The organism is Actinomadura sp. 3N508 (genome assembly GCF_044326375.1).
Taxonomy (GTDB): domain Bacteria; phylum Actinomycetota; class Actinomycetes; order Streptosporangiales; family Streptosporangiaceae; genus Spirillospora.
In genome coordinates this window covers 239,068-264,808 of record NZ_JBIRAX010000006.1, presented here as the reverse complement: position 1 = coordinate 264,808, position 25,741 = coordinate 239,068, and the positions used below count along the sequence as shown (strand labels likewise).

Below are 25,741 nucleotides of genomic sequence, written 5' to 3'. Positions count from 1 at the left end.
ACCGATCACTGCTGCGACGGACCGCTGCGGCGGAGGGAGTCCGGGTTGAGCGAGCGGGCGTTCTGGGTCGGCACGTACACCGGCGCGGCCGGGAACGGCGCCGGGATCTACCGGGTGACGCGGCGGGGCGACGGCGTCCTGGAGGGGCCGGAGCTCGTCGCGGAGACGGTGAGCCCGTCGTATCTGGCCGTGCATCCGCGCTTGGACGTCCTCTACGCGGTGCGTGAGGAGGACGAGGGCGGCATCGTGGCGTTCGACGCGTCCGGCGGAGGCGCGTTCGGCGCGTCCGGCGGGCGGCTCCGGGAGATCGGGGCGCGGGCGGCGGGGGCGCTGCCGTGCCATCTGACGGTGACGCCCGACGGCGGGCGGCTGATCGTCGCCGACTACGGGTCCGGGACGGTCAGGGCCGTCCCGCTGGGTCCGGACGGCGGGTTCACCGGTGAGATCGACGTGGCGGAGGGGCATGGCAGCGGGCCGGTGGCCGGCCGGCAGGAGGGCCCGCACGCGCACGCGAGCGTGATCGCCCCCGACGGGACGATCCTGACGACCGACCTCGGCGCCGACCTGATCCGGGCCTTCCGGATCGAGGACGGCGCGCTGGCGCTCACCGGGGAGACGCCGCTGCCGGCCGGGTCCGGGCCGCGGCACCTGGTCGTCCATCCGGGCGGGCAGGTGCATGTGGTGGCGGAGCTGTCGGCGTCCATGCTGGTGCTGCGCCCGGTCGACGGATATGTGCGCCTGGAGGTCGTGGCGGAGTCGCCCGCGACGGCCGGGCCCGTGGCCGGCGAGGCCCTGTGCGCCGCGATCAAGCTCGGCGACGGCGGCCGGTTCGTCTACACCTCCACGCGGGGGAACGCCGTGGTGACCGCGCACCGGGTGCTGGAGGGCGGCGCGGCGCTCCAGCCGGTCGCGGACGTCCCGTCCGGCGGCGGCTGGCCCCGCGACCTGCACGTGGACGGCGCGTGGATGCACGTCGCCAACGAGCACGGCGACTCGATCACGACGTTCCGGATCGGCGCGGACGGCGTCCCCGAGCCGGTGGGGGCGCCGCTGACCGTGCCGTCCCCGGTGTGCGTGATCCCCGCCTGAGCGGCGTCCGGGCGGGTGTTTCCGGCCCGGTCCCCCGGGCACGTCCCGGGCCATGACGACGATCGCCACGACCAATCCCGCCACGGGCGAGGTCGAGAAGACCTTCGACGCGCTGACCGACGAGGAGGTCGACCGGCGCGTCGCGCGGGCGGCGGGCACGTTCGCCTCCTACCGGACGACCGACATCGCGCAGCGCGCCGGATGGATGAACGCGGCGGCCGACATCCTCGACCGGGAGTCCGCGCAGATCGCCGCGATGATGACCACCGAGATGGGCAAGACCCTGAAGGCCGCCGGGGCCGAGGTGCAGAAGTGCGCGAAGGCGTGCCGGTACTACGCCGCGCACGCCGAGGAGTTCCTCGCCGACCGGCGCCCCTCAGACGCGGGCGCGGTGGGCGCGCGGGACGCCTACGTCCGCTACCAGCCGCTCGGTCCGGTGCTGGCGGTGATGCCGTGGAACTTCCCGCTCTGGCAGGTGATCAGGTTCGCGGCGCCGGGGCTGATGGCGGGCAACGTGGGGCTGCTGAAGCATTCGTCGAACGTCCCGCAGACGGCCCTGTTCCTGGAGGACCTGTTCCGCCGGGCCGGGTTCCCTGAGGGCGCGTTCCAGACGCTGCTCATCGGGTCGTCCAAGGTCGAGCGGGTGCTGCGCGACCCGCGGGTGAAGGCCGCGACGCTGACGGGCAGCGAACCGGCGGGGCGGTCCGTCGCGTCGATCGCGGGGAGCGAGATCAAGCCGTCGGTGCTGGAGCTCGGCGGCAGCGACCCGTTCGTGGTGATGCCGTCCGCCGACATCGAGGCGGCGGCGCGGACGGCGGCGGAGTCGCGATGCCTCAACAACGGGCAGAGCTGCATCTCCGCGAAGCGGTTCATCGTCGACATCGGCTGCGCGGACGAGTTCGAGCGGCTGTTCGTGGAGAACATGCGCGCCAAGCGGGTCGGCGACCCGATGGACGACGCCACCGACATCGGCCCGCTCGTCAACGAGGGAGGGCGCGCGGAGGCGGAGGACCAGGTCGCCGACGCGGTCGCCAAGGGCGCGACGGTGCTGTGCGGCGGCGAGCGCCCGGACGGCCCCGGCTGGTTCTACCCGCCGACCGTGATCTCCGGTGTGACGCCGGACATGCGGATGTACCACGAGGAGGTGTTCGCGCCGGTCGCGTCGGTGTTCCGCGTCCGCGGGGTGTCGGAGGCGGTGGAGATCGCGAACGCGACGGGCTTCGGGCTCGGCTCGAACGCCTGGACTCGCGACGACGCCGAGCGCGAGCGGTTCGTCCGGGAGCTGGACGCCGGGCAGGTGTTCGTCAACGGCATGGTGACGTCGTATCCGGAGTTGCCGTTCGGCGGGACGAAACGCTCCGGCTACGGGCGGGAGCTGTCGGCCGAGGGCATGCACGCGTTCTGCAACGCCAAGACGGTGTGGGTCGGCTGACCTTCATCGGACGTTCTGCGGGATCTTCCACGGGTTGTCGTCCCGGAGCGGCGGCGGGAGGAGGTCCTGCGGCCAGCCCTGGTAGGCGACCGGGCGCAGGAACCGGTCGATCGCGGCCGTCCCGACCGAGGTGGCGGACGGCGCGGTCGTCGCGGGGAACGGGCCGCCGTGCTGCATCGCGTGGGTCACGGACACGCCGGTGGGCCACTGGTTCCACAGCACGCGGCCGCTGCGTCCGGCGAGCACGGCGGTCAGCGGTGCGAGGTCGCCGGTCTCGCCGGGTTCGGCGTGCAGGGACGCGGTGAGCTGCCCGGGCAGGCTGGTCAGGACGTCCGCGACGTCGGCGAGGCGCTCGTAGGTGACGATCAGGCCCAGCGGGCCGAAGCATTCCTCGGCGGCGGCGTCGATGTCGGCCTTGAAGGCGTCCAGGTCCATGGCGAGCAGGCGGGGCGCGGTGGAGGTGCCGTCGTCCGGCCAGACGATGCGGCGGACGCCGGGGCGGGCGGCGAGCGCGTCGGCCGCGGTCAGGTAGCCGGACTCGATGCGGTCGTTCAGCATCGGCGCGGCGCCGATCTCGCGGAGCCGCCGGGCCGCCGGGCCGAGGAGGGCGGCGGGGGCGAACAGGAGGCCGGGGTTGGTACAGAATTGCCCCGCGCCCATCGTGAGGGACGCCGCATACCCCTCCACGATCTCCTCGCCGCGCGCCCGCGCGGCGCGGGGCGTCACCACGGACGGGTTGACGCTGCCCATCTCCCCATAGAACGGGATCGGCACGGGGCGTCCGGCGGCGATCTTCGCCAGCGCCAGGCCGCCCTTCTGGGAGCCGGTGAACGCGGCAGCGGCGATGCCGGGGTGCCGGAGCGCCTCGACGCCCGCCTCCTCCCCCTCGATGAGGCCGAACACGCCGTCCGGGAGCCCGGCGGAGGCGATCGCCTCGGCGGTCCGGCGGGACAGGCGCGGGTGGCCGGGGTGGGCCTTGACGACGACGGGACAGCCCGCCGCCCACGCCGACGCGGTGTCGCCGCCCGCGACGCCGAACGCGAACGGGAAGTTGCTCGCCGCGAACACGAGCACGGGCCCGACCGCCGTCCGGTAGCGGCGCAGGTCGGGGCGGGGGCCGGTGGGCCAGGCGGGGTCGGCGGCGTCGATGCGGGCGTCGTGGAACGCGCCCTCCCTGACCTGCTCGGCGAACAGCGTGAGCTGGAACGTCGTGCGTGTCAGCTCCCCGTTCAGCCTGGCCGCGCCGAGACGCGTCTCCTCGTCGGCGAGGGCGGTCAGCTCGGCGCGGGCGCCCTCCAGCGCGGCGGCGACGGCCGTCAGGGCGCCGGCGCGGGTCTCCGGCGGGGCGCCGGCCCACTCGGGCGCGGCGGACACGGCGGCGGTGATGGCGTCGTTGGGTGACATCAGAAGGAGAAGCCTTCGGGGAAGGGGTCGGTGGGGTCGAGCAGGTAGTTCGCGGTGCCGGTGATCCACGCGCGCCCGGAGATCTCCGGGACGACGGCGGGCAGCCCGCCCACCTCGGTGGCGCCGACGAGCCGTCCGTTGAAGCGGGTGCCGATGAACGACTCGTTGACGAAGCCGGTGTTCAGGGGCAGCTCGCCGCGTCCGTGCAGTTGCGCCATGCGGGCGCAGGTGCCGGTGCCGCACGGCGACCGGTCGAACCAGCCGGGGTGGATCGCCATCGCGTTGCGGGAGTGCGCGGCGTCCGACCCCGGAGCCAGGAACTGGACGTGCTTGCAGCCGGAGACGCCCGGGTCCTCGGGGTGTTCGGGCGGATTGGTCTCGTTGATCGCGGCCATGATGGCGAGCCCGGCGCGGAGGATGTCGTCCTTGCGGGACCGGTCGAACGGCAGCCCGAGGGCGTCCAGCTCGGTGATCGCGTAGAAGTTGCCGCCGTAGGCCATGTCGTAGCGGACCTCGCCCAGGCCGGGGACGTCCACGGCGGCGTCGCGTTCGAGGAGGAAGGACGGCACCATCCGCAGCGTGACGTTCTCGGCCCGGCCCTCGCGCACCGCGACCCTGGCCTCGACGAGCCCGGCGGGCGCGTCCAGGCGGACGATCGTCTCCGGCTCGGTCACCTCGACCATCCCGGTCTCGACCAGCACGGTCGCGAGCGCGATCGTGCCGTGCCCGCACATCGGCAGGAACCCCGACACCTCGATGTAGACGACGCCCCAGTCGGCGTCGGGACGGGTGGGCTGCTGGAGGATCGCGCCGCTCATCGCCGAGTGGCCGCGCGGCTCGTCCATCAGGAAGCGGCGCAGGCCGTCGAGGTGCTCGATCGCGTGGCGGCGCTTGGCAGCCATGGTGTCGCCGGGGATCGGCGCGACGCCGCCGGTGACGATGCGGGCGGGGTTGCCCTCGGCGTAGGAGTCGACGGCGCTGATCGTCCGGATCGAGCGCATCAGGCCGCCCTCCGCCGTTCGAGGGCCGTGACGGCGCGGTCCATGTCGGCGGTGACGGCGGCGCGGTGCTCGGCGGTGAGCGGGCCGCGCGGCGGGCGGCACGGGCCGCCGTAGCGGCCGACCCGGTCCATGCCGAGCTTGATGGCCTGGACGAACTCGGTCCGCGAGTCCCAGCGGAACGCGGCGACGAGCGGCTCGTAGAGGGCGCGGGCCTCGTCCAGCCGCCCGGCGGTGGCGAGCTCGAACAGCAGCGCGGACTCGGCGGGGAACACGTTCGGGAAGCCCGCGAACCAGCCGGTCGCGCCCATCAGCAGCGATTCGAGGACGACGTCGTCCGCGCCCGCCACGACCTCCAGCCCCGGCGCCTTCTCCCTGATCTCCAGGACGCGGCGGACGTCGCCGGAGAACTCCTTCACCGCGACGACGCCGTCGATCTGCGCGATCTCGGCGAGGAGGCCGGGCGTGAGGTCGACCTTGGTGTCGATCGGGTTGTTGTAGACCATGACGGGCAGCCCGACGGACGCGACGGCCTCGAAGTGCGCGACGACCTCGCCGGGGCTGGCCCGGTACATGGTCGGGGGCAGGCACAGGACGCCGTCGGCGCCGTCCTCGGCGGCGAGTTCCGCCCAATGCCGCGCCTGGTGGGAGCCCGGCGCGTGCACGCCGACGACGACCACGCCGCCGTTGCCGCCGCCGACCGTGTCGATGGCGGTGCGGGCGACGCGGCGGCGCTCCTCGCCGGTCAGCGACGAGTACTCGCCGAGCGAGCCGTTCGGGCCGACGCCGCGGCAGCCGTTGCCGGTCAGCCAGGCGCAGTGCTCGGCGTAGGCGTCGTAGTCGACGGCGAGCCCGGCGGGCGCGGTGGCGTCCTCGCGGTAGGGCAGCGCCGTGGCCACGATGACGCCGCCGAGGCTCGTGGTCCTGGTGTCGCTCATATGGCGTTCCCCTTCCTGTCGGTGCTCTCGATCGGGGGTCGTGCCAGCTCGCCCAGCCGGATGGGCTGCGCGACGGGCCGGTTGTGGGGGCTGCCGCCGGTCCGCGTCAGCTCGGCGATCGTGGGGCCGCAGATGCGGGCCTGGCAGGGGCCGAGGCCCGCGCGGGTCGCGAGCTTGATCGCGTGGGCGGAGTTGCGGGCAGGGTCGCCGGACGCGTCGAGCAGGGCGCCGTAGGTGGTCTCCTCGCAGCGGCACACGACGGTGCCGGGGCGGAGCCAGCCGGGCCAGGCGGCGCCGATGGGGTGGGCGGCGGCGAGGCGCGCGGCGTATGCGCGGGCCTGGTCGCGGCGGCGGCGCGTGCGGACCGCGGCGGGGGCGTCGGGTGCGCCTCCCCCGGCGATCCATCCGGCGAGGAGCCCTTCGGTGCGGGCGGCCTGCGCGCCCGCGATGCCGGTGATCTCTCCGGCCGCGCTGACGCCGGGGACGGTGGTGCGCTGGTCGGCGTCCACGTCGACGAACGCGCCGTCGCGGAGGGCGCAGCCTGCGGCGACGGGGAGTTCGAGCTGCGGGGTGAAGCCGTGGGAGACGCACAGCGCGTCCACCGGGACGGTGCGCTCGGTGCCCGGCACGACCGACCAGTCTGGACGGAGGCGCGCCGTGACCGCCTCTTCCACACGTCCGTCGCCCCGGGCCTCGGTCACGGCGCGGCCCGTCCGGTAGGGGACGCGGTGGCGGGCCAGCAGCGCCGCGTACCCGGCGAGTTCCGCGGCCCTGGCGGTGTGCGCCGCGAGTTCCCAGGGTCGCCGCGTCCAGCCGCGCGCCAGGGCCGTCGCGGCTCCGGCCTCCAGCACCGCCCGGACGGACGAGCCGGCCGCCAGCAGCGACGCGGCGACCGGCAGCAGGAACGGCCCGGAACCGGCGATCAGGACGGAGTCGCCGACGGCCAGCCCCTCCCCCTTCGCCAGCGCCTGCGCGGCGCCCGCCGTGTAGACGCCGGGCAGGTCCCAGCCGGGGAAGGGCAGGACGCGGTCGTGGGCGCCGGGCGCGAGGACGAGCGCGTCCGGGGCGAGAACGAGGCGTTCCCGGTCGTCCTCGTCGGCCTCGCCGCGCAGCACGTGAACCCGCGGCACGCCCTCGTCGCCGGGGCGTTCGATCGACCAGACGGTGCTCTCCGGCCACCAGTCGCAGCGCGGGTGCCGCAGCACGGGAGCCGCGACGGCGTAGGCGTCGGACGGCACCCGGTGGTACTGGCCGCCGGGCCTGCCGGCGGAGTCGATCAGCGTCACCGCCGCCCCGGCGCGCAGGGCGCCCGCCGCCGCGCCGAGGCCCGCCGGTCCGGCGCCGATGACGGCCACGTGCCGGGTCATCGCTCGTCCCCTGCCGCCCTGGATTGGGTGGTGATCGTGTCGCCGTCGCGGGCGCGGCGGCGGCAGGCCCGCACGTCGCGGACGCCGTTGACCGTGACCAGGCAGTCGAAGCACACGCCGATGCCGCAGAACACGCCGCGCGGGGAGCCGGACGGGCCCGTCCGCCAGGTGCGGCGGCCGGACGCGAGCAGGACGGCCGCGATCGTCCGGCCTTCGGCGCCGGTGACGGGCTCGCCGTCCACCGTGATCCGCACCGGGCTCATGCGACCTCCTTCTCCGGCCGGACGGCGGGCCGGTCGACGCGGAACGGGGTCGCGTCGACGTCCGGCTCGCGGCCGAGCATGAGGTCGCGCAGGACGGCGGCGGTCCCGGCCGCCAGCCCGATCCCGGCGCCCTCGTGCCCGGTGGCGTGCCAGAGTCCGGGCAGGTCGGGGTCGGGGCCGATCACGGGCAGGTGGTCGGTGACGTAGGGCCGGAACCCGCCGTAGGCGCGCATCACGGGCACTCCGGCGAGCGACGGGAACAGCCGCAGCGCCTTGCCCGCGATCACCGCGAGCACGCCCGGCCGGAGCCGGTCGTCGAACCCGACGCGCCGCCGTGACGAGCCGAGCAGGATCGTCCCGGCGCGGGTGGACTCCACGACGGCGGACGCCTGCAACTCCCCCGCGCCGCTCCCGACCGCGCCCACGTAGTCGGCGTCGTAGACCTTGTGGAAGACGGTCGGCGGCATCGGCGTCGTGACGAGCACCTCGCCGCGCCGGGGCCGAACGTCCAGCCGGACGCCGAGCCGCGCGGCGACCTCGCCCGACCACGGCCCGGCGGCGTTGACGACCGCGTCGCCCTCCACCAGGCCGGTCGCGGTGCGGACGCCGGTGATCCGGCCGCCGCGAGTGACGGCCCCGGTGACCTCGCGGCCGGTCTCCAGCACGGCCCCGGAGCGGACGGCGCCGGCGAGCAGCGCGGTCGCGGCGCCGACCGGCTGGACCTGCGCGTCCTGCGGGTAGTGGACGGCGGCGGCGATGTCCTTGGTGGCGTGCGGTTCGGCCTCGGCGAACGCGGCGGCGTCCAGTTCCCCGGCGGCGACTCCGGCGTCGCGCTGGGCTGCGGCGAACGCGCGGAGCGCGGCGGCTCCCTCCCCGGTCGTCGCGACGACGATGCCGCCCTTGGGCTCCCATTCCGCTCCCCCGCCGTCCGGGAGCGCGTCGAGGATCTGCGGCCACAGCCGGAGGGACAGCTTCGCGAGGTCGAGTTCCGGGCCGGGTTCCTTGTCGGAGACGAGGACGTTGCCCTCGCCGTGCGCGGTCGTCGCGGCGGCGGGGCGGGCGCGGTCGACGACGGTGACCGCGCAGCCCGCCAGGGCCAGCTCGCGGGCGCAGGCCGCGCCGGCGATCCCGGCGCCGACCACCACGACCCGCGTCATCCACCCTCCAGGAAACGTTCGCTAAACCGAACGGTTCGAGGCTAGGTCGGGCGCCCGCGCGATGTCAACGCCTCACCAGGTGCGGCGGCTCCGAGGGCGCGGTGTGAAGCCGCTGGTCGGCGCCGTACTGCAGCAGGAGGACCGACCGGACGTCCCCGCCGAGCGCCGTGTAGGCGTGCGGCAGCCGGGCGTCGAAACCGACGTAGTCGCCGGGCCCGAGCTCGACGTCGCGGCCGTCCACCCGGACACCGAGCCGCCCCGCCTGGACGATCGTGTGCTCCGTCCCGCCATGGCCGGCCGAGTCCTGCGCGCACCCGGCCCTGACCACCTGGTCGTACACCTCGAAGATCGCGTCGCCGGACTCGATGCCGCGCAGCGGGCGCAGGTCGACGCCCTCCCCGCGCAGCACCTCGACGTCGGCGGCGCGCACCACGGTCGGCCCGGACGGCTCCCGGTGGTCCAGCAGGTCGGAGATGGCGACCTCCAGCGCGCGCGACAGGCTGAACACCGTCTCGATCGTGGGGTTCCCGGCCCCGGCCTCCAGCTGCGACAGCGTCGCCTTGCCGATCTTCGACCGGCGGGACAGCTCGGACAGCGACAGGCCGCGCTCCAGCCGCGCGCGGCGCAGGTTGCCGGCCAGCACGTCCCGCACCGTCTCCCCTGACGCGCCCACGCCCAGCCCTCTCGTCCGGCCATCTCCGTTCGGATTACCGAACGAAGTGTACCGGGGCGCGGGTCAGAGCTCGACGCGCCGCCCCGCGCCGGACGCCCGCGCCCGCTCGACGATGACGGAGGCCGCCGCCGTGTCCTGCACGCCGACGCCGACGCTGTTGTAGAAGACGATGTCGCCGTCCGCCTCCCGCCCGGCGGCGAGGCCCGCGACGATCGGCCCGAGAGGCCGTACCTGCTCCGGGCTGAGGTGCCCCGCCCGGATCGCCGCCACGACCGGACCGGCGTGCTCCAGCGCGGTCGGCACGTCGTCCACCACGATCAGGGCCGCGCGGGTGAGGACCTCGTCGTCCACCTCGGCCCGGTCCGGGGCGAAGGAGCCGACGCTCAGCACCGTGCAGCCGGGGTCGAGCCATGCGCCGAGCACGACCGGTTCCGCGCTGGTCGTGGCCGTGACGACGATCTGCGCCCCCTCGACGGCCGCGCGCACCGACGCCGCCGTCTCCACCGGCATCTCCAGCTCGTCCGCCAGCCGGGCGGCGATGTCGCACGTCTCCGGATGGCGGCACGCCATCGCCACCTGCCCGATCGGCCGGACCTCCGCCATCGCCCGGACGTGCGCGCGGCCCTGGACGCCGCAGCCGATCACCGCGAGCCGGGACGCGTCCGGTACGGCCAGGTGATCGGCGGCGACCGCGCTCGCCGCCGAGGTCCGCAGCGTCGTCACCGACTCGCCCTCGATGATCGCGATGGGCCGTCCGTCCACCGGGTCCTGGACGGTCACCAGCGCCGCGACGGTCGGCAGCCCGCGCGCCTCGTTGCCCGGGTTGACGCTGCCGAACTTCGACACCGCGCCGGTGCCGGGCAGGCGGGACACGTAGCAGAACGCGATGCCGCCGTCCGGGCCGTCCAGGAGCAGCCGGGGCGCGAGCCGCGCCTCCCGGCGGCCGAGCGCGCCGAACGCGGCCCGCTGCGAGGCGATCGCCGCCGGAAGGTCGAAGATCGCGCGCACGTCGGCGGCGGAAAGCAGCAGGACATCGGCCATCATCCGATCCTCGCGAGCCCGTTCCCGCGCTGTCGAGGCCGAAAGGGCAAGCGGTTCTTATCGATCACTACATGAGATCGCATGCTTGCCCGTCTCGACGGCCGTCCCACGAGGTTTCAGGCTTTCAGCATCCCGCCCTTGAGCGACGGAGAGGCGCCGATGACTCGATCGACTTCCCGGAACCGCCGACGCGGGTTCCGCCTCCTCACCGCGACCGGCGCCGGGCTGCTGCTGGCCCCGCTCGCCGTGTCCTGCGGGTCCGGCGACGGCTCCGGCGGGTCGGGCGCCATCAAGATCGGCGTCCCGGCGCCGCTGAGCGGGGACTCCGCCTCCGCCGGGCAGGACATCCTCGCCGCCGCGAAGGTCGCCGCCGACGAGATCAACAAGGCGGGCGGGGTGGACGGCCGCGACGTCCAGATCGTCGAGGCCGACGACCAGTGCAGCGCCCAGCAGGGCGCGCAGGCCGCGCAGAAGCTCCTCAACAGCGGGGTCGTGGCGGTCGCCGGCGGGTACTGCTCCAGCGCCGCGGTGCCCGCGATCCCGATCTTCGGGCGGCGGAGCGTGCCGTTCGTGATGGACGCGTCCACGAACCCGTCCCTCACCGACACCGGCAAGGGCAAGGTGTTCCGCACCTGCGGCCGCGACGACAACCAGGGCCTGGTGGCCGCGAAGTTCATGACCGGGCAGCTCGGCGCGAAGCGCATCGCGCTCCTGCACGACAACACCACCTACGCCAAGGGCCTCGCGGACGCGACCGCGAACTCGGCGAAGCAGGCGGGCGCCCAGGTCGTGTACCAGGACGCGCTGCAGCCCGGCCAGTCCGACTACAGCCCCGTCCTGACCAAGGTGGCCTCGACGAGACCGGACGTCCTGTACTTCACGGGCTACTTCGCCGAGGCGGGCCTGCTCATGAAACAGCGCAAGCAGCTCGGGCTGAAGTTCGCGCTGATGGGCGGCGACGCGACGACCGACTCCACCGTGCTGAAGACGGCGGGCCCGGCGGCCGGCGGCTACATCGCCACCACCGCACCGCTCGCCAAGGACCTGCCCGCCGCCGCCAAGTTCGTCAACGCCTACAAGACCGCGCACAACGCCGACCCGGGGCCGTTCTCGGTGTACGAGTACGACGCGGTGAAGGTCATCGCGAAGGCGATCGAGGACGCCGGATCCACCAAGGGCAAGGACATCATCGACGCCCTGCACAAGATGAAGGACTTCCCCGGCATCACCGGCCCGATCACCTTCGACGACAAGGGCGACCGGACCGACCCGCTGTACATCACCGTCCAGGTCCAGAGCGGCGCGTTCACCGCCTACAAGAAACTCGACAAGTCCGGCGGTACCTGGGTGGACGCCAAGACCTCATGAGCGAATTCGTCCAGTACCTCGTCAACGGGCTGACGATCGGGGCGTTCCTCGCGCTGATCGCGCTGGGCTACTCGATGATCTACGGCGTCGTCCGGCTGATCAACTTCGCGCACGGCGACGTGTTCATGATCGGCGCGTTCGCCGGGTTCGGGACGCTGACCACGCTCGGCATGACCGGCGGGATGGCGCTGCCCGCCATCGTCGCCGCCGTCCTGGTCGGCGCGCTGGCGACCGGCGTCGTCGGCACCGGGATCGCGAAGGCGGCCTACGTCCCGCTGCTGGCCTCGCCGCGGCTGGCGCTGCTGATCGCCGCGATCGGGGTGTCGCTGGCGCTGCAGGAGGGCGTGAAGGTCCTCACCGACGCGCGGTTCAAGTCGTACCCGAACACGCTGGACGGCGGGCAGATGTTCAGCGGGTCCGTGCACGTGACGTGGGGGCAGCTCGTGCTGGTCGTGCTGTCGGTGGCGCTGATGGCCGGGCTGTGGCTGTTCGTGACCCGCACCGTGACGGGGACGGCGATGCGCGCCCTCGCGATGGACCGGGACGCCGCCCGGCTGCAGGGCATCGACGTCGAGCGGCTCATCCTCGTGACGTTCTTCATCGGCTCGCTGCTCGCGGGCGCGGCCGGGGTGATGTACGGGCTGTACTACGTGCAGATCAGCTTCGGGATGGGGTTCCTGATCGGGCTGCGCGCGTTCACCGCCGCCGTGCTCGGCGGGATCGGGAACCTGCCGGGGACGATGGTCGCGGGCGTGGCCATCGGGCTCGTCCAGTCGTTCTCGGCCGGGTACGTCTCGTCCCGCTGGACCGACGTGATCATCTTCGGGCTGCTGATCGGGGTGCTGGCGCTGAGACCCACCGGCCTGTTCGGCGAACGCGTCGTGGAGCGCGCATGAAGGGGCGCCTGGCAGCGCGCCTGCCGGATCTCGGGCGCTGGGAGACACCGGCCCGCTACGGAGGCTGGCCGCTGCTGATCGTGGTCGCGCTCGTCGCGGGCCAGACGATGGACGACTACGGCCTGACGGTCGGCGCGACGATCCTGATCTACGCGATCCTCGGCCTCGGCATCAACATCGTCGTCGGGTACGCGGGGCTGCTGGACCTCGGTTTCGCGGCGTTCTTCGCGATCGGCGCGTACACGGCGGGCCTGCTGATGGTGGAGCTGGAGTGGAACTTCTGGCTCACGCTGCCGGTCGCGGTGGCCGCCGCCGCGGTCGCCGGGGTCGTGATCGGGTATCCGACGCTGCGGCTGCGCAGCGACTACCTCGCCATCGTCACGCTCGGCTTCGGGGAGATCATCCGGATCACGGTGATCAACATGGAGATCACCGGCGGGCCGAACGGGCTCACCGGGATCCCGCCGGTGACGCTCGCCGGCCGCGAGATCGTCATGCCGAAGGACTTCTACCACCTGTCGCTGGCGTTCTTCGTCGTCGTGCTGGCGCTGACCGCGCTGCTCGCCCGGTCCCGGCTCGCGTACGCGTGGCGGGCGATCAGGTCGGACGACACCGCGGCCGAGGCGGTCGGCGTCCCGGCGCGGCGGGTGAAGCTGCTCGCGTACGTGCTCGGCGCGATGACGGGCGCGGTGGCGGGGCCGCTGAACGCGGCGCAGCTCGGCACCGTCGACCCGTCCAGCTTCACGTTCCTGACCTCGCTGATGATCCTGCTCGTGGTGATCATCGGCGGGATGGGCAGCCGGCCCGGCGTGGTGATCGGCGCCGTGGTGATCATCGCGCTGCCGGAGGTGCTGCGGAGCGTCCAGGAGTACCGGGGGCTGTTCTTCGCGCTCCTGCTGATCGCGATCGTCCTTGTGCGGCCGCAGGGCGTGTGGCCGTACCGCCCCCGCCGCTTCCACCTGCCCGCGACCGCCGGGCCCGCGCCCGCGCTGCCGTCCGCGACGGGCACGCTGCTGGAGGTCGGCGGCCTGTCGCGCAGCTTCGGCGGCGTCACGGCCGTGGAAGGGCTCGGGCTCCGCGCGGACGCCGGGCAGGTCGTCAGCGTGATCGGCCCGAACGGCGCGGGCAAGACCACCGCGTTCAACTGCATCACCGGGATGATCCCGCCGTCCGCCGGGACCGTCGTGCTCGCCGGGCGGAACGTCCGCGGCAAGGCCCCGCACCGGGTCGCCGCCGCCGGGCTCGCCCGCACGTTCCAGAGCATCCGGCTGTTCGACGAGATGACCGTCGCGGAGAACGTCCTGATCGGCCGGTTCGCCCGCGACCGCGGGCTGCTGCGGCCCCTGTCCCGCGACGACGCCGACACCGTCCGCCGCTGCCTCGACTTCGTCGGCCTGCTCGACGCGGCCGACCGCCCGGCGGGCGGCCTCGCCTACGGCGACCGGCGCCGCCTGGAGATCGCGCGGGCGCTCGCCGGGGACCCGCGCGTCCTGCTGCTGGACGAGCCCGCCGCGGGCGCCAACCCGACCGAGAAGCGGGCGCTGATGGAGCTGATCGCCCGGATCAGCGCGCTCGGCGCCGCGGTCGTGCTGATCGAGCACGACGTCGCGCTCGTCATGTCGATCTCCGACCGGGTGACCGTGCTGGAGTACGGCCGGACGATCGCCGAGGGCCCGCCCGCCGAGATCCAGGAGGACCAGCGGGTCATCGCCGCCTACCTCGGCGTCCCCGACGACCCGGAGACCGACCTCGTCACGGAGGTGCTCCGATGACGCTCCTCAAGGTGAGCGACCTGCACAGCCGCTACGGGCAGGTCGAGGCGCTGGCCGGGATCTCCTTCGAGGTCGGCGACGGCGAGATCGTCGCGCTGCTCGGCAGCAACGGCGCGGGCAAGACCACCACGCTCCGCACGATCACCGGGCTGCACCGGGCCAGGTCCGGGCGCGTCGAGTTCGACGGCCGCGGCATCGCCCGCCTGGACGCGCACAAGGTCGTCGCGGCCGGGCTCGGGCACGTCCCGGAGGGCAGGCGCGTGTTCCCGGCGCTGAACGTCGCCGAGAACCTGCTGCTCGGCGGCTACCTCCGCCGCCGCGACAAGAGCGCCGTCGCGGCCCGCCGCGAGGAGGTGTACGCGATGTTCCCCCGGCTCGGGGAGCGGCGCGGGCAGCTCGCCGGGCTGCTGTCGGGCGGCGAGCAGCAGATGCTCGCGATCGGCCGCGCGCTGATGCTGCGCCCCCGCCTCCTCGCCCTGGACGAGCCGACGATGGGCCTCGCCCCGCAGATGGCGCAGCAGGTCATGCGCGTGATCCGGGAGATCCGCGAGCAGGGCACGACGATCCTGATCGTGGAGCAGAACGCCCACCAGACGCTCCGCCTCGCAGACCGCGCGTACGTGCTGGAGACGGGCCGCATCGTCCTGTCCGGCCCGGCCTCCGACCTGGCGCAGGACGACCGCGTCAAGGCCGCCTACCTGGGCGGCGACCCCGTCATCGAGACCCGGTGACCAGGCGTTCGGCCGCCGCCTCGATCGCGTCCTGAGACAGCAGGACGTGGTGGGCGGCGTCGCCCAGGGGGATGAAGCTGTCCTCGCTGGTGACCCGCGCCGTCCGGCCCTGGAATCCCGCGTCGGCGAGCGCGGCGAGGACGGCCTCGGACACGCCTCCGCTGCGGCGCGTCTCGTCCGCGACCAGGACGTTGCCGGTCGCGCGGGCCTCGCGGAGCAGGTCGGCGGCCGGCAGCGGCGCGAGCCAGCGCAGGTCGAGGACGCGGCAGCGGACGCCGCTCGCCTCCAGGCGGCGGGCGGCGCGCAGGCTCATCCGCAGGCCGTTGGCGAAGGTCACGATGGTGAGGTCGCGGCCGTCCCCGTAGGTGCGGGCCCGGCCGATCGGAACGTTCCCGCCGGACGGGGCGAGCCAGCCGTCGTCGCCGTCCTCGTGCAGGTCGCGGGCGTGGTAGAGGGCGATCGGCTCCAGGAACACGCAGACGCGCCCGTCGGCCTCGGCGGCGTCCACGCAGGCGCGCAGCATCCCGGCGGCGTCGTCGGGGCGGGCCGGTGAGGCGATGACGAGGCCCGGGATGTCGCGCAGCGCGGCGACGGCGTTGTCGTTGTGGAAGTGTCCGCCGAACCCCTTCTGGTAGGCGTAGCCGGGGACGCGGACGACCATCGGGTTCCGGTACCGGCCCGAGGAGAAGAACCCCATCGTCGCCGCCTCGCCGCGGATCTGGTCGGCGGCGTTGTGCAGGTAGGCGAGGTACTGGATCTCCGGGACCGGCAGCATCCCGGCCAGGCCGAACCCGAGCGCGAGGCCGAGGATCGACTGCTCGTCCAGGATCGTGTCGAACACCCGCGCCGCCCCGGCCCGCTTCAGCAGGCCGCGCGTGACGCCGTAGACGCCGCCCTTGCGGGCCACGTCCTCGCCGAAGACGACCAGGCCCGGGTACTCGCCGAGGAGATCGGTGAGCGTCCGGTTGATCGCCTGCGCGAGCGTCACCGGTTCCCCGTCCGGCGGGGCAGCGTCCCGGGTGGGCGCGGCGGGCCGGAGGGGCGCCATGACCTCGGCGGCGGACGCGAGGCGCCGCGCCCCCGCGGCCTTCGCGGCGAGCGCCATCACCTCGTCGCGCTTCGCCTCGTAGCGGTCGACGATCTCGCCGGGCGTCGCGACGCCGGTGCCGACGAGCAGGCGGGCCGTCTGCAGGAGGGGGTCGCGGTCGAGGTCGGCGTCCAGTTCGGCGGGTGTCCGGTACGACGATTCGACGTCCGACCCCGCGTGGCCCATCAGCCGGACGGTCCGCAGGTGCAGGAACGCGGGACGGCGGCGCTCGCGCACCCAGTCGGCGGCCCGCGAGGCGACGGCGTGCGCGTCCGCGAGGTCGCAGCCGTCGGCGTGGAAGTAGGCGAGCCCCGGGCGCGACCCGTAGGCGGCGTGGATCCAGCCCGGCGGGGTCCGGACGCTGATCCCGATGCCGTTGTCCTCGCAGACGAACAGGAGCGGCAGCGGCAGGCCCTGGAAGCCGGTGTTGACGGCGGCGTTGATGGCGCCCGTCGCCGTGGAGTGGTTGGCGGACGCGTCCCCGAAGCTGCACACGGCCACGGCGTCGCGCGGCCAGGGCGTCTCCACGCCGAGCCGGGCGGCGCGCTCGATCGCGAAGGCCAGGCCGAGCGCGCGCGGAAGGTGCGACGCGATCGTGGACGTCTGCGGGATGACGTGCAGGCGGTGGCTGCCGAACACCTTGTGCCGTCCGCCCGCGATGGGTTCCTCGGCGGCGGCGACCAGACCGAGGAGCACGTCGCGGAGCGGTTCCCCGCCGGGCACCTGGCGCGCCCGCTCCAGGAAGAACGCTCCCGACCGGTAGTGCAGCAGCGCCGGGTCGTCCGGGCGGAGCGCGGCGGCGACGGCGGCGTTCCCCTCATGGCCGGACGACCCGATCGTGTAGAAGCCGCTGCCCTCGGACCGCAGCCAGCGGGCGGCGAGGTCGAGGTGGCGGCTGCCGAGCTGGGCGTCGAACAGTTCCAGGAGCCGCTCCCCGCCCGGCGGCCTGGGCGGGACGGGCACGGCCGGGGGCCTGAGGGCGGCGGCCTTCTCCAGGAAGTGGACGTCGGCGGGCTCGGGCATGCGGTCTCCTGCGTGCATCGTGTCGCGGTTCGAGCATGGGACGCCGCCCCTGCCGGGGTCGACGCCGCAAGCCCACGAACAGGTTGGCGGTTGGCCAAGGAACGCTTAACGGCGACCCCCGGCAAGAGCCTCAGCGAGGCTTGGCCTCGCGGTAAGGAAGCCGCGCTCTACCCGATCTTGGCGCAAGGGGCCGGTCCTGTTCACGCTGGACTCGTGCTCTCCTCCATCATCGGCGGCACCCGGATCCCGGCCGGGCCGCGCCCGTACCGTTCCACCGACCCGTCCCGCACGGCCGACGTGGTCGCCGAGGTGTCCCTCGCGGACGCGGGCGACCTCGTCCGCGCCTGCGCCGCCGCCCGCACGGCGCAGGACGCCTGGCGGGACGTGCCGCCGCCCGTCCGCGGGCAGGTGATCGCCGCGATCGGGCGGCTCGTCGAGGCCAACAAGGAGGCCCTCGCCCGCGTCGTCACCCGCGAGATCGGCAAGCCGTCCGCGGAGGCGCTCGGCGAGGTCCAGGAGATCGCCGACACCTGCGCGTTCTTTCTCGGCGAGGGACGGCGCCTGTACGGGCAGACGGTGCCGTCGGAGATGCCGGACAAGCAGCTGTTCACCTTCCGCGACCCGGTCGGCGTCGTGACGGTGATCACGGCGGGGAACTTCCCGGTGGCGGTGCCGTCCTGGTACATCGTCCCGGCGCTGCTGTGCGGGAACGCGGTGGTGTGGAAGCCCGCCGAGTACGCGGCGGCGTGCGCCGAGGCTTTCTACCGGCTGTTCGCGCACGCGGGCGTGCCGGAGGGCGTCCTCAACGTCGTCTACGCGGACGGCCAGGAGACCTATCAGGGGCTGGAGCGGGCCCTCGGCCAGGGACTGGTCGACAAGGTCGGCTTCACCGGGTCCACCGAGGTCGGATCGCGGATCGGCGCGCTGTGCGGGCGGCACCTCCAGTCGCCGTGCCTGGAGCTCGGCGGCAAGAACCCGATGGTCGTCACCGAGGACGCCGACCTGCCGCTCGCCGTCGAGGGCGCGCTGTTCTCCGGGTTCGGGACGGCCGGGCAGCGGTGCACGTCGCTGGGCACGGCGATCGTCCACGAGTCGGTGCACGGCGAGTTCGTCCGGCTGCTGGACGAGGCGACGCGCGCCGCCGTGGTCGGGGACCCGGCGGGCGACGTCCTGTACGGGCCGCTGATCGGCGAGCGGTTCGCGGACGGGTTCGAGAAGGTGCTCGGCTGGATCGGCCCGCACCACACCGTGCACGGCTCGTCCGCGACCGGCCGGATCACGGCGGCGGCGCCCCGCGACGGCTTCACCGGCGACGCCGAGGCCGGGCTCTACTACCACCCGGTGATCGTGGACGGCGTCGGCCCCGACGACGAGCTGTTCATGAACGAGACGTTCGGCCCGATCATCGGCGTCACGCCGTACCGGACGCTGGACGAGGCAATCTCCCTCGCCAACGCGCCCGGCTACGGCCTGTCCGCGTCGATCTACACGACCGACCCGGCGAAGGTGTTCGCGTTCCGGCGGCGGATCTCCGCGGGCATGGTCAGCGTGAACAACTCGACGTCGGGCGCGGAGGCGCACCTGCCGTTCGGCGGCAACGGCCGGTCCGGGAACGGCAGCCGCCAGTCGGGCATGTGGGTGCTGGACCAGTTCACCCGCTGGCAGTCGATGAACTGGGATTACTCCGGGCGGCTTCAGAAGGCGCAGATGGACGTCCTGGAGATCAGCCCCGACCTCGGCTTCCGGCTGTAGGCGGGGCGGTGGAGACCTCCGTGCACGACAGGGCGGACGTCGTCGTCATCGGCGGCGGCGTGATGGGCACGAGCATCGCGTTCCATCTCGTGGAGGCCGGGGTGCGGCGCGTGGTGCTGGTGGAGCGCGACGAGCTGGGGTCCGGGTCGACGTGCAAGGCGGCGGGCGGTGTGCGGGCGCAGTTCTCCGACGAGGTCAACATCCGGCTCGGCGCCCGCAGCCTGGCGGCGTTCGCGCGGTTCGGCGAGCGTCCCGGGCAGGAGATCGACCTCCATCGGGTCGGCTACCTGTTCCTGCTGTCGCGGCCCGAGGACGTGGCGGCGTTCGAACGGAGCGTGGCGCTGCAGAACGAGCTGGGCGTGCCGAGCCGGATGATCCCGGCGGCGGAGGCGCGGCGCCTGTCCCCCATGATCGAGACGGACGGGCTGCTGGCCGCGGCGTTCTCCCCCGACGACGGGCACTGCACACCGGAGTCGGTCGTCCTCGGCTACGCGACCGGCGCCCGCCGCCACGGCGCGACGATCGTGACGCACACCGAGGTCACCGGCATCGACACCGGCGGCGGCGAGATCAAGGCCGTCGAGACGAACCGGGGCCGGATCGCCACACCGGCTGTCGTCTGCGCGGCCGGGGCCTGGTCGGCGGCGGTCGGCCGGATGGCGGGCGTCGAGCTGCCGGTGGAGCCGCTGCGCCGGCAGATCGTGTTCACCGAGCCGATCCCGGACCTGCCGCGCCCCGTCCCGATGACGATCGACTTCACGACCTCGTTCTACTTCCACGGCGAGGGCGAGGGCCTGATGCTCGGGATGTCCGACCCCGAGGAGCGGCCCGGGTTCCGGCTCGAACTCTCGGACGCCTGGCTGCCCCGCCTCACCGAGGCGATCGGGTCCCGCGCGCCCCGGCTGCTCGACGTCGGGCTGACCGGCGGATGGGCGGGCCTGTACGAGGTGACGCCCGACCACAACGCGCTCATCGGGGAGGACGCGGCCGTGTCCCGGTTCCTGTACGCGACGGGCTTCTCCGGTCACGGGTTCCTGCAGGGCCCGGCGGTCGGCGAGGTCGTCCGCGACCTGTACCTCGGCCGCGAGCCGTTCGCCGACGTGTCCCCGTTCGGTGCGGCCCGCTTCGCCGGGGACGGCCCGCGCCCGGAGCTGAACCGTGTCTGACGTGCTCACGCTGATGGACGAGTGGGGCCCCGAGCGGGTCGTGTGCGTGTCCGACTCCCGCACCGGGATGCGCGGCGTCCTGGTCATCGACAACACCGCCCGCGGGATGGGCAAGGGCGGCATGCGGATGAGCGCGTCGCTGACGGTCGCGGAGGTGGCGCGGCTGGCGCGGGTCATGACCTACAAGTGGGCGGGCGTCGACCTGTTCTTCGGCGGCGCGAAGGCCGGGATCATGGCCGACCCGGGCGCGCCGGACCGGGAGGCGATCCTGCGGGCGTTCGTCCGGGCGCTGTCGCAGGAGATCCCGCGCCAGTACGTCGCGGGCCTGGACATGGGGCTGACGGAGCGGGACGCGGCGATCGTCCAGGACGAGCTGGCCGACCGGGGCGCGGCGGTCGGGACCCCGCACGTCCTCGGCGGGATGCCGTACGACGAGCTGGGCGTGACCGGCTTCGGCGTCGCGGAGGCCGCCGACGCCGCCGCCCGGCACGCCGGGACGTCGCTGCGCGGCGCGCGGGTGGTGGTGCAGGGGTTCGGCGCGGTCGGGCACGCGGCGGCCCGGCGCCTCGCGGAGCTGGGCGCGACGGTCGTGGCGGTCTCGACCGCGCACGGCGCGCTGCACGACCCGGACGGCCTGGACGTCGCGCGGCTCCTGGAATTGCGGGCGGAGGCGGGCGACGCGGTCGTGAAGGAGTACGGCGGCGGCGGGCGGGTCCTGGAGGTGGGCGCGGAGCTGCTCGTCCCGGCGGACGTCCTCGTCCCGGCGGCGCTGCAGGACGTCATCGACGCGGACATCGCCGCGAACGTCCGGGCGCGCATCGTGGTGGAGGGCGCGAACCTGCCGACCGGACCGGCGGCGCAGCGGGTCCTCGCCGCGCGCGGCGTCACGGTCGTGCCGGACTTCGTGGCGAACGCGGGCGGGGTCGTCGCGGCGGGCTTCGCGATGGACGCCCGCTACTCCGCGTTCCGCCCCGAACCGGGCGCGGTGTTCGCGGCGGTGTCGGCGAAGATGCGGGAGAACACCGAGACGGTCCTCGCGGCGGCCCGCGCGCAGGGCACGACCACGCACGAGGCGGCGCTCGCGCTGGCGCAGCGGCGGGTGCGGGAGGCGATGGAGCTCAAGGGCCGGTTGCGTCGCTGATCTCCGCCTCGACCCCGCGCGCGACCTCGGTGAGCCCGCGCATCGCGTCCTTGACCAGCGGGTTGGTGTTGGTGGTGCGGCGCAGGACGGTGACGTGCCGCTGCGGCGTGCGGCGGCTGAGCCGCATCATCCGCAGGCCCGGCACGGGCACGCAGCCGAGCGCCGGGACGAGCGCGATCCCGAGCCCGCAGCCGACGAGCCCGCACACGACCGCGTAGTCGTTGCTGCGGAACGCGATGTTCGGCGTGAACCCGGCGGTGCTGCACAGCCGCAGCAGCGCCTGCGACCCGGAGCTCTCCGGGCGGCTCGCGATCCACGTCTCCGACCGCAGCTCCCGGAGCCGGACGGTGCGGCCGCCCGCCAGCGGATGCTCCTCCGGCACGCACAGCACGAGGTTCTCGTCCATGACCGGCGTCTCCACGATCTGGTCGGGCCAGGTGCGCGGGAACAGGTCGTAGCGGTAGACGAGCTGGAGGTCGAGGTCGCCGTCGAGGAGCTCGGGGAGCAGCTCGTCCGGCTCGCCCTCCGACAGCTTGATCTCGATGCCGGGCCGGACCCGGGCCAGCTCCGCCAGCACCCGCGGCAGGATGCGGGCGCTGGCGGTCGGGAAGCTGCCGAGCTGCAGCGCGCCGCGCTCGCCGCTGGCGACCGTCCGCAGCTCGCGCTCCAGCGTGTCGAGCGCCGACAGCACGTCGTTGCCCTTGCTGACCATCAGGAACGCGGCGCTGGTCGGCCGGACGCTGCGGGCGCGGCGCTCGAACAGCACCAGCCCGCAGGCGCGTTCCAGCGCGGCGATCTGCTGGGAGACGGCGGAGGCGGTGTATCCGAGGTTGCGGGCGGCGTCCGCGAAGGAGCCGGTGCGGACGACCTCGCGCACCGTCTGGATGTGCAGGGGACTGATCATGCGATGGCGCACCCCGTTCCACTGGCGGGCGGCGCCTCCCCCGCGGACGCCTTCTGGACCATGATTAATCGTGCTTGGGCCGCTTGGCCACCAGCGTCAGCACGTCGTACTTGGCGACCGAGGCGCCGTCCTGGTTCGTGACGTCGGTGTCCCAGCGGACCTCGCCGTAGTCGGCGTCCTCGCGCGGCGTGATCTGCTTGGCGGTCAGCGTGACCGACAGCTCGTCGCCCGGCGTGACCGGCGTGAGGAACCGCAGGTTCTCCAGCCCGTAGTTCGCGAGGACGGGCCCGGGCGCGGGATCGACGAACAGCCCGGCGGCGAACGACACGATGAGGTAGCCGTGCGCGACGCGTCCGGGGAAGAACGGGTTGGCGCGGGCGGCGTCCTCGTCCATGTGGGCGTAGAAGGTGTCGCCGGTGAACCCGGCGAAGTGCTCCACGTCGTCGAGGGTGACGGTGCGGGGGCCTCCGGCGGCGGTGTCGCCGACGCGCAGGTCCTCCAGGTGCTTGCGGAACGGGTGCTCGTCGGTGATCGTCCGGTCGGTGCCGGGTACCCATCGCCCGGTGATCGCGGTGAGCATCGCGGGCCCGGCCTGGACGGCGGTGCGCCGCATGTGGTGCACGACCCCGCGGATCCCGCCCATCTCCTCGCCGCCCCCGGCGCGTCCGGGCCCGCCGTGGACGAGCGCGGGCAGCGGCGATCCGTGCCCGGTCGACTCGGCGGCGTCTTCGCCGTTCAGGACGAGGAGGCGGCCGTGCCAGGGCGCGGTGCCGAGGACGACACCCCGGGCGAAATCGGCGTCGGCCGTGACGATCGACCCGGCGAGGCTGCCGCGCCCGCGGACGGCCAGCTCCACCGCCTGCGCGGCGGTGCCGTCGTAGGGCAGCAGCGTGCTGACCGGCCCGAACGCCTCGACCTCGTGCGGCTCGGCGCGTCCGGGGTCGTCGGCGCGCAGCAGGATCGGCGACATGAACGCGCCGCGCTCGGCGTCCGCGCCGACCACGTCGACGTGGGCGGGGTCGCCGAAGACGGTCTGGCCCGCGTCCAGCAGCGCCTTCAGGGAGCGCCGTACCTCCTCGCGCTGGTCGAGCCCGGCGAGGGCGCCCATCCGCACGTCCGGGTCGGCGGGGTGCCCGACCGTGACCCTGGACAGCCGCTCCCGCGCGGCCTCGGCGACGTCGCCGATCAGCGCGGCGGGCACCAGCGCCCGGCGGATCGCGGTGCATTTCTGGCCCGCCTTGACGGTCATCTCCGCGACGAGCTGCTTGACGAACAGGTCGAACTCCCGCGAGCCGGGCACGGCGTCAGGCCCGAGGATGGAGCAGTTCAGCGAGTCGGCCTCGGCGTTGAACCGGACGGCGTTGCCGACGATCGCGGGATGCGTGCGCAGCAGCCGGGCCGTGGACGCCGACCCGGTGAACGCGACGATGTCCTGCTCGGTGAGATGGTCGAGCAGGTCGCGCGGGTCGCCGCAGACCATCTGGACGGTGCCCTCGGGCAGGATGCCGGACTCCACGATCAGCTCGACCAGCCGCGCGGTCAGGTACGCGGTCTGGCTCGCGGGTTTGATCAGGCTCGGCACCCCGGCGAGGAAAGCGGGCGCGAGCTTCTCCAGCGGCCCCCACACCGGGAAGTTGAACGCGTTGATCTGCACCGCGACCCCATGCGACGGCGTGCACAGGTGCTGCCCGACGAACGTGCCGCCCTTGCCGAGCGGCTCGACGTTCCCCTCCACCAGCACCGTGTCGTTCGGCAGCTCCCGCTTGCCCTTGCTGGAGTAGCCGAACAGGACGCCGATGCCGCCGTCAACGTCGAACTTCGAGTCGCCCAAGGTCGCGCCGGTGCGGGCCGACAGGGCGTACAGCTCGTCGCGGTGCTCCCGCAGACGCGAGGCGAGCGCCTTCAGCAAGGCCGCTCTCTGGTGGAACGTCAGCTCGCGCAGCACCGGGCCGCCGGCAGCGCGCCCGTATTCGAGCGCGGCGCCCATATCGATCCCCGCCGAGGAGATGCGGGCGACCACCTCCCCCGTGACGGCGTCGCGCAGCGGCGCGCCCTCTTCGTCCGGAGAATGCCAGGATCCCGACACATAGCTGCGCAGCATCACCACTGGGGACCTCCTCGTCCGTCATATCTCTGAGTCTTCTTGCCACCCTCGGCGCTGAAATACTCGTCGGCATGACCTACGCGGCGGACAGCGGACGATACGAGCGGATCCCCTACCGGCGGTGCGGGCGCAGCGGGCTGCGGCTCCCGGCGATCTCGCTGGGGCTGTGGCACAACTTCGGCGACGACCGCCCGCTGGAGGTCCAGCGGGCGATCCTGCGGAGGGCGTTCGACCTCGGTGTCACGCATTTCGACCTCGCCAACAACTACGGCCCGCCCTACGGCTCCGCCGAGTCCAACTTCGGCCGGATCCTGCGGGACGACTTCACGCCGTACCGGGACGAGTTGATCATCTCAACGAAGGCCGGATACGACATGTGGCCCGGCCCGTACGGCGAGTGGGGGTCGCGCAAGTACCTCCTCGCCAGCCTCGACCAGTCGCTGCGCCGGATGGGCGTCGACTACGTCGACATCTTCTACAGCCACCGTTTCGACCCCGACACGCCGCTTGAAGAGACCATGGGGGCGCTGGACCAGGCCGTCCGGTCCGGAAAGGCGCTTTATGCGGGCATCTCGTCCTACTCGGCCGAGCGCACCGCCGAGGCGGCGGCGATCCTGCGGGACATGGGCACGCCGCTGCTGATCCACCAGCCGTCCTACTCCATGCTCAACCGCTGGATCGAGGGCGGGCTCCTCGACACGCTCGCGCAGGAGGGCGCGGGCTGCATCGCGTTCTCGCCGCTGGCGCAGGGGATGCTGACCGGGAAGTACCTCGACGGCGTCCCGGAGGGGTCGCGGGCCAGCAGGGGGACGTCGTTCTCGGCGGACCTGCTGACCGAGGAGAACGTCCGGCACGTCCGGACGCTGAACGAGATCGCCCGGGGCCGCGGGCAGACGCTGGCGCAGCTCGCGCTGGCCTGGTCGCTGCGGGACGCCCGCGTCACCTCGGCGCTGATCGGCGCGAGCAGCGTCGCGCAGCTGGAGGAGAACCTCGCCGCGCTCGACCGGCTCGACCTCACCTCCGACGAGCTCGCCGCCATCGACCGCGACGCGGTGGAGGCGGGGATCAACATCTGGGCGGCCTCCAGCGCCCACTGATCGCCGGGCGGGCGCATCGACCCGCCCTCACCGGGCACGACCAGCGCATGAACGCAGACGGACCCGGTTCGCGCGGCCCCTACCGGCACCGGCAGCCGGCGGGGAAGGAGCCCCTGGACGCCCGCAGCCCGCTGCGGCTGCGGGCGATCCTGTCCGGGGTGGCGCTGGTCGGGACGGCGGCGGCCGCGATCGTGTTCGCCGTGGCCGGGCAGCGCGGCGACGACGACGGCGCGTGGGTCGCGGCGGCGTTGTGCGCGGTCGTCGCCGTCATCGCCGCGATCGACCTGATCGTGATCGCCCGCCGGGCCCGGTCCTGACCGCACCCGCCGGCGTCAGTG

The 25,741-nt window shown here is 74.0% G+C and carries 22 protein-coding genes; 11 read left to right on the top strand and 11 right to left on the bottom strand.

Annotation, left to right across the window (positions count from 1 at the left end; all coding sequences use genetic code 11):
- Window positions 1-45: 45 nt before the first annotated feature.
- On the top strand, window positions 46-1,089 hold the full coding sequence (locus ACH34S_RS22960; RefSeq protein ID WP_395954804.1) for a lactonase family protein: 1,044 nt from the start codon (window positions 46-48) through the stop codon (window positions 1,087-1,089).
- A 52-nt stretch (window positions 1,090-1,141) separates the two neighbouring features.
- On the top strand, window positions 1,142-2,521 hold the full coding sequence (locus ACH34S_RS22955; protein WP_395954803.1) for an NADP-dependent succinic semialdehyde dehydrogenase: 1,380 nt from the start codon (window positions 1,142-1,144) through the stop codon (window positions 2,519-2,521).
- 3 nt (window positions 2,522-2,524) lie between these two features.
- On the opposite strand, the gene ACH34S_RS22950 is transcribed toward ACH34S_RS22955, so the two are convergent.
- The 8 genes from ACH34S_RS22950 to ACH34S_RS22915 form a co-directional block, all read right to left on the bottom strand.
- Complete coding sequence (locus ACH34S_RS22950; protein ID WP_395954802.1) at window positions 2,525-3,925, bottom strand: aldehyde dehydrogenase (NADP(+)); 1,401 nt, start codon at window positions 3,923-3,925, stop codon at window positions 2,525-2,527.
- On the bottom strand, window positions 3,925-4,926 hold the full coding sequence (locus ACH34S_RS22945; RefSeq protein ID WP_395954801.1) for a proline racemase family protein: 1,002 nt from the start codon (window positions 4,924-4,926) through the stop codon (window positions 3,925-3,927). The genes ACH34S_RS22950 and ACH34S_RS22945 overlap by 1 nt, the downstream gene beginning before the upstream one ends.
- Window positions 4,926-5,861, bottom strand: a complete 936-nt coding sequence (locus ACH34S_RS22940) for a dihydrodipicolinate synthase family protein (protein WP_395954800.1) — start codon at window positions 5,859-5,861, stop codon at window positions 4,926-4,928. Before ACH34S_RS22940 ends, ACH34S_RS22945 begins: the two co-directional genes overlap by 1 nt.
- Window positions 5,858-7,228: an NAD(P)/FAD-dependent oxidoreductase gene (locus tag ACH34S_RS22935; protein ID WP_395954799.1), complete on the bottom strand. Its 1,371-nt coding sequence runs from the start codon at window positions 7,226-7,228 to the stop codon at window positions 5,858-5,860. Before ACH34S_RS22935 ends, ACH34S_RS22940 begins: the two co-directional genes overlap by 4 nt.
- Window positions 7,225-7,491 carry a (2Fe-2S)-binding protein gene (locus ACH34S_RS22930; RefSeq protein WP_395954798.1) on the bottom strand — a complete coding sequence of 89 codons (267 nt, stop codon included), beginning with the start codon at window positions 7,489-7,491 and terminating at the stop codon, window positions 7,225-7,227. The genes ACH34S_RS22935 and ACH34S_RS22930 overlap by 4 nt, the downstream gene beginning before the upstream one ends.
- Window positions 7,488-8,648, bottom strand: a complete 1,161-nt coding sequence (locus ACH34S_RS22925; protein ID WP_395954797.1) for an NAD(P)/FAD-dependent oxidoreductase — start codon at window positions 8,646-8,648, stop codon at window positions 7,488-7,490. Before ACH34S_RS22925 ends, ACH34S_RS22930 begins: the two co-directional genes overlap by 4 nt.
- Window positions 8,649-8,712: 64 nt before the next feature.
- Entirely contained in the window at window positions 8,713-9,321 is a 609-nt protein-coding gene (locus ACH34S_RS22920) for a helix-turn-helix domain-containing protein (RefSeq protein ID WP_395954796.1), read from the bottom strand.
- Window positions 9,322-9,384: 63 nt separating this feature from the next.
- Window positions 9,385-10,362 carry an ornithine cyclodeaminase family protein gene (locus ACH34S_RS22915; RefSeq protein ID WP_395954795.1) on the bottom strand — a complete coding sequence of 326 codons (978 nt, stop codon included), beginning with the start codon at window positions 10,360-10,362 and terminating at the stop codon, window positions 9,385-9,387.
- Window positions 10,363-10,521: 159 nt separating this feature from the next.
- Between ACH34S_RS22915 and ACH34S_RS22910 the strand changes: the two genes are divergently transcribed.
- From ACH34S_RS22910 to ACH34S_RS22895, 4 genes are read left to right on the top strand one after another with little or no spacing between them, the layout of a single operon-like run.
- Entirely contained in the window at window positions 10,522-11,730 is a 1,209-nt protein-coding gene (locus tag ACH34S_RS22910) for a branched-chain amino acid ABC transporter substrate-binding protein (protein ID WP_395954794.1), read from the top strand.
- The gene (locus tag ACH34S_RS22905; RefSeq protein ID WP_395954793.1) at window positions 11,727-12,626 is read left to right on the top strand and encodes a branched-chain amino acid ABC transporter permease; all 900 of its coding nucleotides are present in this window, start codon (window positions 11,727-11,729) and stop codon (window positions 12,624-12,626) included. The genes ACH34S_RS22910 and ACH34S_RS22905 overlap by 4 nt, the downstream gene beginning before the upstream one ends.
- Entirely contained in the window at window positions 12,623-14,398 is a 1,776-nt protein-coding gene (locus ACH34S_RS22900) for an ATP-binding cassette domain-containing protein (protein WP_395954792.1), read from the top strand. Before ACH34S_RS22905 ends, ACH34S_RS22900 begins: the two co-directional genes overlap by 4 nt.
- On the top strand, window positions 14,395-15,129 hold the full coding sequence (locus ACH34S_RS22895) for an ABC transporter ATP-binding protein (protein WP_395954791.1): 735 nt from the start codon (window positions 14,395-14,397) through the stop codon (window positions 15,127-15,129). Before ACH34S_RS22900 ends, ACH34S_RS22895 begins: the two co-directional genes overlap by 4 nt.
- Here ACH34S_RS22895 and ACH34S_RS22890 read toward each other — a convergent pair.
- Complete coding sequence (locus ACH34S_RS22890; RefSeq protein ID WP_395954790.1) at window positions 15,113-17,239, bottom strand: thiamine pyrophosphate-dependent enzyme; 2,127 nt, start codon at window positions 17,237-17,239, stop codon at window positions 15,113-15,115. The genes ACH34S_RS22895 and ACH34S_RS22890 overlap by 17 nt on opposite strands.
- A 213-nt stretch (window positions 17,240-17,452) precedes the next feature.
- Between ACH34S_RS22890 and ACH34S_RS22885 the strand changes: the two genes are divergently transcribed.
- The 3 genes from ACH34S_RS22885 to ACH34S_RS22875 are packed head-to-tail and all read left to right on the top strand — an operon-like array spanning window position 17,453 to window position 21,298.
- On the top strand, window positions 17,453-18,991 hold the full coding sequence (locus ACH34S_RS22885; RefSeq protein ID WP_395954789.1) for an aldehyde dehydrogenase family protein: 1,539 nt from the start codon (window positions 17,453-17,455) through the stop codon (window positions 18,989-18,991).
- 20 nt (window positions 18,992-19,011) lie between these two features.
- Window positions 19,012-20,157, top strand: coding sequence for an NAD(P)/FAD-dependent oxidoreductase (locus ACH34S_RS22880; RefSeq protein WP_395954788.1), 1,146 nt, complete (start codon window positions 19,012-19,014; stop codon window positions 20,155-20,157).
- Window positions 20,150-21,298, top strand: a complete 1,149-nt coding sequence (locus ACH34S_RS22875; RefSeq protein WP_395954787.1) for a Glu/Leu/Phe/Val dehydrogenase — start codon at window positions 20,150-20,152, stop codon at window positions 21,296-21,298. The genes ACH34S_RS22880 and ACH34S_RS22875 overlap by 8 nt, the downstream gene beginning before the upstream one ends.
- Here the strand turns inward: ACH34S_RS22875 and ACH34S_RS22870 are convergent.
- Window positions 21,276-22,202, bottom strand: a complete 927-nt coding sequence (locus ACH34S_RS22870) for a LysR family transcriptional regulator (protein ID WP_395954786.1) — start codon at window positions 22,200-22,202, stop codon at window positions 21,276-21,278. The two genes, ACH34S_RS22875 and ACH34S_RS22870, sit on opposite strands and share 23 nt — an antisense overlap.
- A 64-nt stretch (window positions 22,203-22,266) precedes the next feature.
- Entirely contained in the window at window positions 22,267-24,303 is a 2,037-nt protein-coding gene (gene paaZ / locus ACH34S_RS22865) for a phenylacetic acid degradation bifunctional protein PaaZ (protein ID WP_395955080.1), read from the bottom strand.
- A gap of 74 nt (window positions 24,304-24,377) precedes the next feature.
- On the opposite strand from paaZ, the gene mgrA reads away from it, so the two are divergent.
- Both mgrA and ACH34S_RS22855 read left to right on the top strand, forming a co-directional pair.
- Window positions 24,378-25,403, top strand: a complete 1,026-nt coding sequence (gene mgrA, locus ACH34S_RS22860; protein WP_395954785.1) for an L-glyceraldehyde 3-phosphate reductase — start codon at window positions 24,378-24,380, stop codon at window positions 25,401-25,403.
- Between the two features lie 47 nt (window positions 25,404-25,450).
- Window positions 25,451-25,720 (top strand): DUF6343 family protein, encoded by a 270-nt coding sequence (locus ACH34S_RS22855; protein WP_395954784.1) that lies wholly within the window; start codon window positions 25,451-25,453, stop codon window positions 25,718-25,720.
- The last annotated feature ends 21 nt before the right edge of the window (window positions 25,721-25,741 follow it).